Source organism: Streptomonospora halophila, assembly GCF_039542725.1.
Classification (GTDB): domain Bacteria; phylum Actinomycetota; class Actinomycetes; order Streptosporangiales; family Streptosporangiaceae; genus Streptomonospora; species Streptomonospora halophila.
This window is the reverse complement of record NZ_BAABIK010000001.1, coordinates 102,569-115,672: the sequence shown is the minus strand read 5'-3', so window position 1 is coordinate 115,672 and position 13,104 is coordinate 102,569. Positions and strand designations below refer to the sequence as shown.

The 13,104-nt window shown below is 74.1% G+C and carries 10 protein-coding genes; 9 read left to right on the top strand and 1 reads right to left on the bottom strand.

The genetic code is table 11. The annotated features are described in order from the left end of the window. The first annotated feature begins 76 nt into the window (after nt 1-76). Entirely contained in the window at nt 77-826 is a 750-nt protein-coding gene (locus tag ABEA15_RS00495) for a YqjF family protein (protein ID WP_345554960.1), read from the top strand. Nucleotides 827-900: 74 nt separating this feature from the next. Further along, complete coding sequence (locus ABEA15_RS00490) at nt 901-1,629, top strand: maleylpyruvate isomerase family mycothiol-dependent enzyme (RefSeq protein WP_345554959.1); 729 nt, start codon at nt 901-903, stop codon at nt 1,627-1,629. A 21-nt stretch (nt 1,630-1,650) separates the two neighbouring features. On the opposite strand, the gene ABEA15_RS00485 is transcribed toward ABEA15_RS00490, so the two are convergent. After that, nucleotides 1,651-1,854, bottom strand: coding sequence for a class F sortase (locus ABEA15_RS00485; protein ID WP_345554958.1), 204 nt, complete (start codon nt 1,852-1,854; stop codon nt 1,651-1,653). Nucleotides 1,855-3,162: 1,308 nt separating this feature from the next. Here ABEA15_RS00485 and ABEA15_RS00480 point away from each other — a divergent pair. The 7 genes from ABEA15_RS00480 (at nt 3,163) to ABEA15_RS00450 (ending at nt 12,531) form a co-directional block, all read left to right on the top strand. After that, nucleotides 3,163-4,350 (top strand): ROK family transcriptional regulator, encoded by a 1,188-nt coding sequence (locus tag ABEA15_RS00480; RefSeq protein WP_345554957.1) that lies wholly within the window; start codon nt 3,163-3,165, stop codon nt 4,348-4,350. 253 nt (nt 4,351-4,603) lie between these two features. Continuing rightward, a complete protein-coding gene (locus tag ABEA15_RS00475) occupies nt 4,604-5,695 on the top strand; it encodes an ABC transporter substrate-binding protein (RefSeq protein ID WP_345554956.1) in 1,092 nt (363 codons plus the stop codon). A 64-nt stretch (nt 5,696-5,759) separates the two neighbouring features. Then, entirely contained in the window at nt 5,760-7,700 is a 1,941-nt protein-coding gene (locus tag ABEA15_RS00470) for a sugar ABC transporter ATP-binding protein (RefSeq protein WP_345554955.1), read from the top strand. A 172-nt stretch (nt 7,701-7,872) separates the two neighbouring features. Next, nucleotides 7,873-8,931 (top strand): ABC transporter permease, encoded by a 1,059-nt coding sequence (locus tag ABEA15_RS00465; RefSeq protein WP_345554954.1) that lies wholly within the window; start codon nt 7,873-7,875, stop codon nt 8,929-8,931. Next, the gene (locus tag ABEA15_RS00460) at nt 8,928-9,971 is read left to right on the top strand and encodes an ABC transporter permease (RefSeq protein ID WP_344140248.1); all 1,044 of its coding nucleotides are present in this window, start codon (nt 8,928-8,930) and stop codon (nt 9,969-9,971) included. The genes ABEA15_RS00465 and ABEA15_RS00460 overlap by 4 nt, the downstream gene beginning before the upstream one ends. 47 nt (nt 9,972-10,018) lie before the next feature. Beyond that, nucleotides 10,019-11,290, top strand: a complete 1,272-nt coding sequence (locus tag ABEA15_RS00455; protein ID WP_345554953.1) for a Gfo/Idh/MocA family protein — start codon at nt 10,019-10,021, stop codon at nt 11,288-11,290. Nucleotides 11,291-11,928: 638 nt separating this feature from the next. Continuing rightward, nucleotides 11,929-12,531: a TetR/AcrR family transcriptional regulator gene (locus ABEA15_RS00450; protein ID WP_345554952.1), complete on the top strand. Its 603-nt coding sequence runs from the start codon at nt 11,929-11,931 to the stop codon at nt 12,529-12,531. Nucleotides 12,532-13,104: the final 573 nt, after the last annotated feature.

Below are 13,104 nucleotides of genomic sequence, written 5' to 3'. Positions count from 1 at the left end.
CACCGCTTCGGAGGCCGCCGGCGCAGGCGGCCGGCCGACGGGCGCCGCACGCGCCCCAGTCCGCTGGAGGGTGGACGTGCAGCAGTGGCCGCGAGAACATCCCGACGACGCGCCGCCTCCGGCCCGCGCGTCGGCCCGGCCCGTGCCCGTTTTGCTGACCCAGCACTGGCGCGACGTGGTGTTCGTCCACTGGGAGGCCGATCCCGGCGCCGTACGCCACCTCCTGCCGCTCGGCACGCGCCCCGACACGCTGGCGGGGCGGACCTACGCCGGTCTGGTGGCGTTCCGCGTCGCCGCGCCGCGTGCCCTGGGCACGGTGCCGACCGGAGGGTTCGACGAGGTCAACGTGCGGCTGTACTCCGTCGACCGGCAGGGGCGCCGCGGCGTCGTGTTCGCGACCATGGACGCCGACGCGCTGCCGAGCGTCCTCGCCGCCCGCGCCCTGGCGGGGGTTCCCTACATCTGGTCCGACGTGTCGCTGCGCTCCGGCCCCGAAGGCGCGGCCGGCGCCGTCCGCCGCCGCCTGCCAGGACCGCCAGCGACCGCCCGCTGGCACGTCGCCGTCGGCGACCGGATCCCCGAGCCCGCCGACCTGGAGGTCTTCCTCACCGCCCGCTGGGGCCTGCACACCGCCCACCTGGGAAGAACCGTCTGGCTCCCCGTCTCCCACCCGCCCTGGCCGCTCCACCGCGCCGAGCTCCGCTCCTACCGCGGCGACCTCCTTCCCGCCGCCGGGATTCCCCACCCGCCGGGGCCGCCGGCCTCGGTCCTGTGGTCCCCCGGTACCACCGCGGCCTTCCACCCGCCCCAGCGCGTCCGCGCATAGGCGCCGCATCCTCCCCCGCCTGCGGCCGCGCGGGCGGAGTGCCGCGCGAACCGCTCGAGACGTAGGCTGCCCCCGTGTCCGAATCACCGACGACTCCCCCGGAGCTGACCCGGCGAGTAGCCCAGGCCCACGCGCGCATACTGCAGCTGCTCGACCGGCGGAAGGGCGACGACGACCCCGCAGCGGCGGCCACGGAGCTGCCCGGGTGGTCCCGCGGGCACGTGCTCCAGCATCTGGCGGACAACGCACGCGCCTTCGAACGGCAGGCCCGCTACGCGCTCCAGGGGCGGCTCGTCGCCGTGTACGACGACGGTCAACGGGGACGCGACCGCGCCGTCGAACAGGGCGCCCGCCGCCCACTGCCGCTCCTCCGCGGCGACCTCGAGTCGGCCCAGCGGGACCTGGAGGAGGTGTGGGCCGGGCTGAGCGCCGACGACTGGCACCGCCCGGTCCGCTTCCGCAACGCCACGGTGCTGGACACCGCCCTGGCGCGCTGGCGTGAGGCGGAGATCCACGCGGTCGACCTCGACCTCGGCTACCGGCCCCGCCACTGGCCGCTGCCGTTCGCGCTGCATGCCCTGGACTTCCTCGCCCCCCGGACACCGCCGGGACTGCGCCTGACCGTCAGCGCGACCGACACGGGCTTCAGCCGCACCACAGGCGCGGGCACGCCGGTCGAGGTCGCGGGCACCCTCCGCGACCTCGCGGCGTGGATGGCCGGCCGAAGCACCGACGGCGACCTGGACACATCCGCCGCACGGCTCCCCCTGCTGGCCCCCTGGCCCCCCGACCCCGCCGACTGACCACACGCCCCACCTCTGCAGTCAGCCGACGAGACGGGCGTATACGACGACGTTGGCCGTGTAGCGGCCGCCGGCGCCGTCGAACGCTCCACCGCACGTGATCAGTCGCAGCACCGCCCTGCCCGGTTCCCCCTCGTAGACCCGCCGAGTGGGAAAGCCGTCCTTGTCGTGCAGCAAAGTCAGCAAAGGCAGCGGGCGGCCCAGCCCGCGAACATCGGTGCGCATACTCGCCGGTTGCGCACCCGACGGGGCGGCGAGGCCAGCGGGTGGTCCAGCCCGCGGCCATCGGCCCCGGCGCCCGCCGGTGACGGTCGCGGCGAGGCAGCAAAGGCGGCGGAGGGCCGGGCCTGCGGTCGGCGGTTCGGGTGCCCGCGGGTGACCCCGGCGGCGGGAGCAGCGAGGGCCGCGGTCGAAGGTGGTGATGCGGGCGGGTCGGCCGCAAGCGTTTAGGGGGTTTCGGCGCGGCCTCTCGCCCGCGCGGGCCGGACCGAAGCACCCATGCCCGATTTAATCTAACTCCGTGACGGTGACCGTGCGGGACGGTGGCGCACACGGCGGGCACAAACCGGGCATTGCGGGCATTCGGCGACCCCGGCATGCGACGAGATCGCCCTGATGCAGGCCGTCGCACTCCAACGCGCCGCATACCCCCGCCACACGAGGCGATTCCGGTATGTATGCCCCAATTGCACCCCAGACCGAGAGCTTCTGCAGGCCGCCGGCGGCGACGAGTCGGCCCGAATGCACCCCGCAGCGGCCCTGAAGCGCTGTTTTCAGGGGTCTCGTCGCAACGCGGACACCCGAGCCACCCGCCGAATCGAGGGAAACAGGACAAAACACCCCACACTATTCCGCATCACGGAAGCAGGGTGCGGCTGCGATGCCGCTGCGCTGGTTCGCTTCGGCTCGCGCGCCCCACCCCACCGGGCTCGGGCCGATATACCCGAAATGCCCACCGCACTGCACGCAGCAACTCCAGCCCCTCGCCGCCCCGACGCGACCGCCACCGGCGAGCACCCGAACCGACGACCGCAGGCCCAACCACCCACCGCCCTCGCCGCCCCGACGCGACCGCCACCGGCGAGCACCCGAACCGACGACCGCGGGCCCAACCACCCACCGCCCCTCACTGCCCCGTCGCGACCGCGACCGGCGGGTACCCGGACCGAGGACCGCGGGTTCGGCCAACCACCGCCCCTCACTGCCGCTCAGCACCCCCCGCTGCCGCTCAGCACCCCTCGCCGCCCCTCGCCGCCTCTCTCTGCCCGAGACTGCCTGTCGGCCCCCTCCGCCCCTCCTTCTGCCTCATTCGTGGCTGATTTTGCGACACTTCTAACGATTTTCGTCAGAAGGGGTATTGACGCGCGACATAAGCGTGCGTAGATTCGTGGCCTGGGTCACAGCCTGCTTGACCCTCCCCCGACCTCCCGAACCTCCGAACCTCCCGAACCCCCCGACCTTTCTTCGCCCCTCCCCCAACCTTTCGTCGGCGCGCTGCGCGCCGACGGCTACACCAGGAGAACGGAGCCCCCCGTGAACTCACCGGGCGATGTCCTCGGGATCATCAGCCGAGGGGATGCCGACACCCGGGCCGAGCTGGCCCGGTTGACCGGCATGGCGCGGTCGACGGTCGCTCAGCGCGTCGACACGCTCATCGCCCACGGGATCGTCGAGGAGCGCGAGAGCGGCGCCTCCACCGGAGGACGACCGCCGCGGGTGCTCCGGTTGAACACCGAGTCCAACTGCGTGCTCGGCGTCGATCTCGGCGCCACGCACTGCCGCGTCGCGCTGATGGACATCGGCGGTGCTGTGCTGGCCGATACCGAGGCCCCGCTGCACATAACCGAGGGCCCCGAGCACGTGCTGAGCCACATAGACGACCGCATGCACGAACTGCTCGCCGCGTCGGGGCGCCCGCTGTCAGCGGTCAAGGCGATCGGGATCGGCGTGCCCGGTCCCGTCGAGTTCGCCACCGGGCGGCCGGTCAACCCGCCGATCATGCCCGGCTGGCACGAGTACCCCGTACCCGCGTACTTCACCTCGCGCTACCCGCTGGAAGTGCTCGTGGACAACGACGTCAACGCGCTCGCGCTCGGCGAGGTCCGCCACGGCGGTACCGGCGCGGACCACCTGCTCTTCGTGAAGGTCGGCACCGGCATCGGCTGCGGCATCATCGCCGGTGGACGGCTGCACCGCGGCGCCCAGGGCAGCGCGGGCGACATCGGGCACATCCGGGTGCCCGGAGCCGACGACGCGCACTGCCGCTGCGGCAACTCCGGCTGCCTGGAGGCGGTGGCCGGCGGCGCAGCGCTGGCCGCGCGGCTGCGCGAGGCCGGCGTGCCCGCCGCCGACGGCCGCGCGGTCGTCGAACTGGTCAGCAGCGGCGACCCGCTGGCGGTACGCCTGGTGCGCGAGGCAGGGCGGGCCATCGGCGACGTTCTCGCCGGGCTCGTCAACTTCTTCAACCCCGAAGCCATCGTGGTGGGCGGCGTGCTGGCCTCGGCGCACGAACCCCTGCTTGCGGGCGTCCGTGAAGTCATCTACCAGCGGTCGCTGCCGCTGGCGACCCACCGGCTCACGGTCATCCCCGCCGGCACCCGCGAGGCGGGCGGCGCGCTGGGCGCGGGCCGCCTGGCCATCGACCACGTCCTGGCCCCCGAGCAGATCGACCGAGCCCTGGCCGCCGCTCAGGCAGCCGGGGCCACCGCGGCGGCGCCTTAACCCCGCCCCGGCCGCCGCACTCAGCCGAAGCCGAGCCCCGCTCCAGACCAACAAACCGATACCGACCCCGACCCCGAGACCGGCTCCCGTCCCGCTCACCTGCGTCCCCCTCCCGCTTCCACACCAACACCCACTTCCGCCCCCATCTCCTCGCGGACCCCCTCTCCTCGCGGACCCCATCCCCCATCCCCCATCCCCATCCCCCCACCCACCGACCGACCGATCCCCCTTCTCAGGCACTTGGAGGCCCACCATGGGTTGGAATCCGCGCCGGCGCTTCGGCCCCCGCGCCCTCGGCGCGCTCGCCGCGGCGGGCATCGTGCTCGCCGCGACCGCGTGCAGCAACCCGCAAGCAACCGACGACGGCGGCGGGGAGTCCGAGGGCCCCTTCACCATCGGCGTCAGCAACGGCTTCATCGGCAGCGAGTGGCGGGAGCAGATGCTCTCCGTCCTGGAGGACTCCTTCGCCGAGTACAAGTCCGACGGCGTCGTCGACGAACTCGTGGTCGAGAGCGCCGATGTCGACGTCAACGGCCAGATCCAGCAGATCCGCAACCTGATCCGCTCCGACGTGGACGCGATCATCGTCAACCCCAACTCCCCCACCGCCCTGGACCAGGTCTTCGCCGAGGCGGCCGACCAGGGGATCGAGATCGTGGCGATCGACCAGGCGGTGGAGTCCGAGCACGTCACCAACGTGGTCATCGACCAGGCCGAGTGGGCCTCGATCTCGGCCGAGTGGCTGGCCGGCGAGGTCGGCGACGGCGGCCGGGTCATCGCGGTCAACGGCATCGACGGCCACCCGGCCAACGAGGCCCGCTGGTCCGGTGCCCAGAAGGTGTTCGACGAGGCCGGCGTGGAGGTCGTGGCCAACGACTTCGCCGAATGGGACCAGAGCAAGGGCCAGACCGTCACCCGCGACCTGCTGGCCAGCAACCCGAACGTGGACGGCGTCTTCGTCCAGGACGGCATGGCGCTGGGCGCCATGCAGGCGCTGCAGGCCGAGGGCCTGGAGGACGAGGTCGCCATCACCGGCGAGGCCCGCGTGGGCTACATGAAGGAGTGGAACAAGCTGCGCGAGTCCGACGAGGACTTCTCCAGCATCGGCGTGCCGAACCCGCCGTCGGTGTCGGTGTCGGCGCTGCACGTGGTGGTGCGGATGCTGCAGGGCGGGGAGTTCGCAAACGGCGCGATCGAGGACGGCAACACGATCTACCTGCCCATCCCCGAGACCGTGACCGACGAGAACTTCGACGAGCGCTTCGCCGAGGTGGAGGACAAGCCGGACGCCTACGCCGTCGACCACAGCATCAGCGCCGAGAAGGCCGACAGCTACTTCAAGTGACCCGGGCGCCGGGGCCGGGCGTACCCGCGCCCCGGCTCCGGGCGGGCGGAGCAGGGAGAGAGCTGTGGACACGAGAGCTGTGGACACACCGCCGCTTCTGCGGATGAGCGGCGTGCGCAAGCGCTACGGGGGCGTCACCGCCCTGGCCGGCGCCGACTTCGGCGCCGAGGCGGGCAGCGTGCACGCCGTGCTGGGCCCCAACGGGTCGGGCAAGTCGACGCTGCTGAAGGTGCTGACGGGCGTGGTTCGGCCCGACGCGGGCGAGGTCCTGCTGGAGGACCGACGACTGCGCCCGCGCGGCCCGCGCGACACGCTGGCCGCCGGGGTCAGCGCCGTCTACCAGGAGCTGTCCCTGATCGAGGACTTCACGGTCCTGGACAACCTGGTGCTGGGCGTCGAGCCGACCCGGTTCGGGCTGCGCGACCGGCGCGCCGCCCGGGCGCGCGCACGGCCGTGGCTGGAGCGCTTCGCCCCGGCCTTCGGCGGCCGGGTGCCCGCCGACGAACGGGTGGCCGACCTCGATCCCGGTGAACGGCAGGTCGTGGAGATCTGCAAGGCGCTGGTGCGCGACCCGCGCGTGCTGGTGCTGGACGAGGCGACCGCCTCGCTGCGCCGGGCCCAGGTGCGTGTGCTCTTCGACGTGGTCGCCGAGCTGCGCGAGCGCGGCGTGCTCATCCTGTTCATCACCCACCGGCTGGCCGAGATCCGGGCGGTCTGCGACCGCGCGACGATCATGCGCAACGGCCGCGACGTCACCACGGTCGCGGTCGGAGAGACCGCCGAGGCCGAACTGGTGGAGCTGATGTCGGAAGGCTCGGCGCCGGCGGCCGCGCACCCGGGCGGTGCGGCGGCCGGCGCCGGAGGTCCGGTAACCGGCAGTCCGGTCACCGACGCGTCGGGAGCCGACGGTTCGGTGACCGGCGGTGCCGGGGGCGCCACTGCTTCCGGCAGCGCCGGATCCGAGCCGCTGCTGGAGGTCGCCGACCTCACCGGCGACCGCCTCGACCACGTGTCCTTCCAGGTCCGACCGGGTGAGGTGCTGGGGCTGGGCGGACTGCAGGGACAGGGGCAGTCGGAGCTGCTGGCCGCGCTATTCGGTGCGCGCCGGCGCTCCGGCGGCACGGTGCGGCTCGGCGGCCGCTCCGTCCACCCGCGTTCGCCCAAGCAGGCGGTGCGCGCGGGCTTCGCCTACGTGCCCGGCAACCGGGGCGTGCAGGGGCTCGCGCTGGGCCGTCCGATCCTGGAGAACTTCGCGCTGCCTTCGGTGGGCCGGCGGGCCGCGCTGGGCGTGGCGCTGTCCAAGCGCCGCGAGGCCGCCGAGGCGCGCTCCGTCGCCGAGCGCATCGGCACCCGCTACGGATCGCTGGACGACCCGGTCTCGACGCTGTCGGGCGGCAACCAGCAGAAGATCGTCGTGGGCAAGTGGTTCCCCACCGATCCCCGGGTCGTGCTGATGGACGACCCCGCCAAGGGAATCGACGTGGGCGCCAAGGCGGAGATGTTCGCCGTGGTCGCGGAGCTGGCGGCCGCCGGAGCGGCGGTGGTGCTGGGCTCCAGCGACGACCGCGAGCTGGTCGAGGTCTGCGACCGGGTCCTGGTGCTGTTCGAGGGCCGCGTCGTGGACGAGGTCGCCGGCGAGCGCCTCACCGAGGACACGCTGATCGCCAGCGCCATGCACGTCACCGAAGCAAACGGCACCGCTGCCTCCGGTCCCGCGCCGGGGGCGACCTCCGCGGAGGACCGGCCCCCGGCGCCGACCGCGGAGGCCCGGCCGGACGCGGGCACCGGAGAGGCCGCGCAGGAAGCACCCGCCCCGGAGGCCCGGCCCCGAACGCCGACCGCAGGTGCTCCACGCGGGACGTCGGGTCCGGAGGACGCCGTCCCGGAGGAGGACACCGGTGGGGCCGGACCTTCAGGGGCGGCCTCCGGCGGCGATCCGGGCGGCGCGGAGTCCGACCCGGCGCGCTCGGCCCCGGCCTCCACCGACAACGGCGGCGGCGCGTGAGCTCGGCGGCGACGCGGCACCCCGCCGCCCGCGGCGCCACCGCCCCGGTGCCCTCCGCATCCCCCGCATCCCCGCCACCCCGCACACCCGCCGGCGCCCGCACGGCCCTCCGGCCCGCCCGTACGGCGCACGCGCCGCACCGCAGGCGGCCGCTCCCACACCGAGGAAGGCGATGAGTACGCCCACACCCACCCGCTCCCCCGACGCCGGGCCGGCGCCGGCCGCGCCCGGGCCGCTGGCCCAGGTGGCGCGGTCGGCGGCGTCGGCGCGCATGCCGACGCTTGCCGTCGCGGCGCTGCTGGTCATCACGCTCGCGGCCTCGGTGGTGCTCCAGCCCGACTTCTTCTCCCCCTACTCGCTCAGCGCGAGCTTCGCGACGTTCCTGCCGGTGGCCACCATCGCCGCCGCGCAGACCATCATCGTGCTGGGCGGCGGGATCGACCTGTCCATCGGCACGATCGTGACGCTCGCGTCGGCGGTGTCGGTGGTACTGATGGACGGCGACAACTCGCGCCTGCCGCTGGCCCTGGCCGCAGGCCTGGCCACCGGCGCCGCGTGCGGACTCGTCAACGGCCTGGTGGTGGCCGGTCTCCGGCTCCAGCCGATCGTGGCGACCTTCGCCACCAGTTCGGTCTTCGGCGGCCTGGCGCTGCTGGTGCTGCCGCAGCCGGGCGGCACCGCATCGCCCGCGCTCACGCAGACCTTCGGCATGGTGCTGGCGCTGTACATCCCCATCCCCGCCGTGCTGCTGCTGGCGCTGTGGCTGGCCTGGCGGCTGCTGCGCCAGCACCGGTTCGGCCAGTACCTCTACGCGGTGGGCGGCAACGCCGACGCCGCTTACACCTCCGCGGTGCCGGTCTCGTCGGTGCGCGTCTTCTCCTACGTGGCGGGCGGCACGGTGGCCGCGCTGGCCGGCGTCGCGCTGCTGGCGGACTCCGGCGCCGGCGATCCCACGCTGGGTACCGAGCTGACCCTGGGGTCGATCGCGGCGCTGGTCATCGGCGGTACCCGGCTCAAGGGCGGCTCGGGCGGGGTCGGCGGCGCCCTGGTGGGCGCGATCGTGCTGTCGCTGATCCAGAGCCTGGTGTTCTTCGCCGGGGTGCCCACCGACGCCCGCGAGTTCGTCTACGGGTGCATCATCATCGCCGCCATCGCGCTGGCCGGGCTGCTGACGGCCCGCAGCGGCGTGCGTCGGCCGGCATTCACGCGCGGAAAGGCAGGGACGCGATGAACGTCGACACCGCCCGGCCGGGAGCCGGGGCGCCCGGCGCTCCCGAGCAGGCGCCCGCCCCGGCGCGGACCCCGCTCGCACTCCGCCTGGCGCGCGACCCGGTGGTGATCTCGGGCTCGGTGGCCGTGCTGCTGTGGGTGGCCGCGGCGCTGGTCTCCCCCGAGTTCGCGAGCTGGGGCCAGTTCGTCACGCTGATGACCGTGGCGTCGTTCCTCGGCGTGATCGCGATCGGCCAGACGCTGGTGATCATCGCCGGCGGCGAGGGGATCGACCTGTCCGTGGGCGCCACCGCGACCCTGTCGGCCATCGTCGCCTCGCGGTTCATGGCCGGCTCCGACGAGGGCATCCTCACGGCGGTGCTGCTGGCGCTGGGCGCGTGCTGCGTCGTGGGGGTCGTCAACGCGGTGGGCGTGCTGGTCTTCCGCGTGCCTCCGCTGGTGATGACGCTGGGCATGATCGCGGTGGTCACCGGGTTCATCCGGCTCTACACCGGCGGGCGGCCCGAGGGCTCCGCCGCGCCGATGCTGCGCACCCTGGTCGCGGGCGACACCGTGGCCGGTATACCCGGGGTGCTGTGGCTCTGGCTGGGGCTGTCGGTCCTGGTCGTCTGGCTGCTGCGGCGCAGCCCCTTCGGCTGGCGGCTGTACGCGGTGGGCGCCAACCCCACGACCGCCTACCTCTCCGGCGTCAACACCTCGGTGGTGAAGTTCTCCGCCTACGTGCTGTCGTCGCTGTTCGCGGGCGTGGGCGGGCTGCTGCTGCTCGGCTACTCCCAGAACGTCTACACCAGCCTGGGCACCGACTACATGCTCAACAGCGTGGCGGCGGCCGTCATCGGAGGCACGGCGCTGGTCGGCGGAGTCGGCGGCTACGTGGGCACCGCCATCGGCGCGATCCTGCTGACCGTCCTCGACTCCCTGCTGCGGATCATGCAGATCGGCGGCGGGGAGTGGGGCGACGCGCCCCGCCAGATCATCTACGGCGTGGTGCTCGTCATCGTCCTGACCGCCTACGGCAGGCAGAAGAGGCTGCGGCAGTGATCGGCGATCGCCCCGCGGCACCCATTCACGGATTTGGAGAGACCAACGTGACAGCACAGGCGAGCGACCGGCTCGGAGTCGGAATCGTCGGCAGCGGATTCATCGCCGACTTCCACACCCGCGCGTTCCGCGGCGTGCGCCACGCCGACGTGACCGCTGTCTGCGGCCGCACCGAGTCGGCGGTGCGCCGGCTCTGCGACCTCGCGCGCGAGCAGCGCGTCGGCGCCCCCGCCGCCTATGCCGACGTCCGCGAGATGGTGCGCGACCCGGCGGTGGACGCGGTCTGGGTGACCACCCCCAACCACGTGCGCGTGGAGACCGTGCGCGCCATCACCGAAGAGGTCGCCTCGGGGCGCGCGCGGCTGCGCGGCATCGCGGTGGAGAAGCCGCTGGGCCGCACCGTGGCCGAGGCCGAGGAGGTCAAGCGGCTGGTCGAGGAGGCCGGGCTGCTGCACGGCTACCTGGAGAACCAGGTCTTCGCGCCGGGCGTGGTGCGCGCGCACGACCTGGTGTGGTCGCGCGGCGCCGCGGCGGCGGGCTCTCCGTATCTCGCCCGCTGCGCCGAGGAGCACAGCGGGCCGCACAAGGGGTGGTTCTGGCAGGGAGAGAAGCAGGGCGGCGGCGTCCTGAACGACATGATGTGCCACAGCGTGGAGGCCGGGCGCTACCTGCTGTCCCCGCCCGGGGTGCCGGCGTCGGAGTGGCTCACGCCCGTGAGCGTCGACGCCACCATCGCCTGCCTGAAGTGGTCGCGGCCCGCCTACGCCGACGAGCTGATGCGCCGCTACGGGCCGGAGGTGGACTACCGCGGCCGCCCGGCGGAGGACTACGCCCGCTCGACGATCGTGTTCCGCAACGGCGACGGCGACGAGGTCGTGGCCGAGGGCACCACGTCGTGGAGCTACGTCGGCGCTGGACTGCGGCTCAGCTTCGAGCTGCTGGGCCCGGAGTACGCGATGCAGGTCAACAGCCTCGACACCGAAGCGAAGGTGTTCCTCAGCCGCGAGGTCGCGGGCCGACCGGGCGAGGACCTGGTGGAGAAGCAGAACGCCGAGGGCGGGCTGATGCCGGTGCTGCCGGACGAGGCGGGCGCCTACGGCTACACCGAGGAGAACCGCCACATGGTCACCCGGTTCCTCGACGGCCGGGCGCCCGACGAGGGACTCGACGACGGCCTGCAGGTGACGCGCCTGCTCATGGCCGCCTACATGTCGGCGCAGGAGGGCCGCCGCATCGACCTCTCCGACCGGGGTGAGGCGGCCAAGCTGGACTCGTTCGTCCCCCAGGTCGCGCAGGGCACCTGGCGCCCGGGGCACTGACGTCCGCCGGACGGCGGGGGCGGCCGGCACTTGCGCAGAGGCCGGCCTCCCCCGCGTCCGGGGTGGTCAGCACGTCGCGGCATCCCGTGGTCGATGCCGGGAACAGCGGGGGTTGCGGGGTCCCAGCGGGTCCGGCGCGGTTTCCCCGGGGGTCCCGGGGTTCCGCAGCGATGTGGTTCACCCGGTGGGACCGGTGCGCGTTCGGTGAGGCCCCCGCCGACCGGCGGAGGAGGCGCGCACGGGCGCACGGAGGTCGGGGAGCCGCCGGTGAGCCGCGCCGAGCAGGCGGCGGATGCCGGGCGGTGCTGGTGCCGGGCGGTGCGGGTGCGCACTCGGATGCACGCGTGACCGGCGGAGGGACCGGGATGCGGTCGCGGCCGCCGACGGCAGGCGCGGCGGGTGGAGGGGGCGGGGACTGCGGCGGGGGCAGGGCCGCAGCGGCGCGAAGCCGCTGGGACAACGGGCCGCCGCCGCGGGCGGTTCCCTTCCAGTGCGGGGACGCCGGTCACACCGCCGCGTTCGGGAGTGTGCACACGTTTCACCCTTCTCGAACGGGTCGCGTGCCCCGCGCTATCCTGACCACTCGCCTGAGCCTTCCGGCCCGCGGGCGGGTGGGCGAGCACGGAGCGGATCAGCCTATGGGGACCGAGCGCGAGACCACGGGACCGGCGGCGCCGGAGGCGCGGCCGCTGCGTGCCGACGCCCGGCGCAACCGGGAGCGGGTGCTCCAGGTGGCGCAGGAGGTGTTCGCCGCCGAGGGCCTGTCGGTGCCCGTGCACGAGATCGCGCGGCGCGCCGGTGTCGGCACCGGCACGGTCAGCCGCCACTTCCCCACCAAGCAGGCGCTGTTCCGGGCCATCCTGCTCAAGCGCCTGCACGCCTACGTCCGGCGGGCCGAGGCGCTCGCCGGGAGCGAGGCGCCCGGCGAGGCGCTGTTCTCCTACTTCGGCTTCCTGGTCGAGGAGGGGGCGATGGACCGGGGGCTGAGCGACGCGCTCGGCGGCACCGCATTCGACAAGGGAGCGATCGCCGCCGACCCCGACTACGACGTCACGGGCGCCGTAGGCCGCCTGCTCGCCCGCGCCCAGCGCGCCGGAGCCGTTCGCGCCGACCTGGAGCCCGCCGACGTCATGGCCCTGCTGGTGGGGTGCCTTTCGCGCACCGCCGCACCCGGAGCCGACGGCTCCGCCAAGCGCCGCCTCGCCGAAGTCGCCTGCGCCGGCATGCGCCGCACCGCCTGACCCGCGGCTTCCCCCACCGTCGGGACGCTTCGCACACCTATTGCACCCGGGCGGGTTGAGAGGAGACCGCCGGCGCCTGGACCGACCCTCGGCGCCGGCGGCCGACTCGCCCGTCCGGGCCAGCTCTGCCGTTCGGGTGTGAACAGGTCCATGAACGTGCAGGCGAAGGCGGCCGCGTTGCGGGCCGCGACCGGCTGCAAGTCGCCTGGTGGGCCCCGTGGGCGAGGCGCTGGGGCACGGTTTCCCCTTGGCCTTCGACCACGCGCAGATCCTCGCCGACGGCGTCGAGCGGGCCCGGTCGGAGCTGGAGTACACCACCGTCGCCACGTCCTTCTGCACCGAGCCCTTCACCATCAGCGACCTGCGCGCGGTCTACGAAGTGGTCTGGGGCCTTCCCTTGGACCCCAGTCCGCCGCAAGGTGACCCGCACCGCGGGGTTCGTCGAGCCGACGGGCGAACGGCGCGTCATGGAGTCCGGGCGCCCGGCGGCCCTGTACCGCCGCGGCGACGCACGGGTGCTGGTTCCGCCGCTTCTGCGCTCCGCAACGGACTTCCGCCACCCGGCGACGGCAG

Bases quoted from the DNA above. Each gene is read 5' to 3' on its own strand.
- ABEA15_RS00460 (WP_344140248.1), top strand. From the start codon at position 8,928: ATGAACGTCGACACCGCCCGGCCGGGAGCCGGGGCGCCCGGCGCTCCC.
- ABEA15_RS00465 (WP_345554954.1), top strand. From the start codon at position 7,873: ATGAGTACGCCCACACCCACCCGCTCCCCCGACGCCGGGCCGGCGCCG.
- ABEA15_RS00485 (WP_345554958.1), bottom strand. From the start codon at position 1,854: ATGCGCACCGATGTTCGCGGGCTGGGCCGCCCGCTGCCTTTGCTGACT.
- ABEA15_RS00475 (WP_345554956.1), top strand. From the start codon at position 4,604: ATGGGTTGGAATCCGCGCCGGCGCTTCGGCCCCCGCGCCCTCGGCGCG.
- ABEA15_RS00450 (WP_345554952.1), top strand. From the start codon at position 11,929: ATGGGGACCGAGCGCGAGACCACGGGACCGGCGGCGCCGGAGGCGCGG.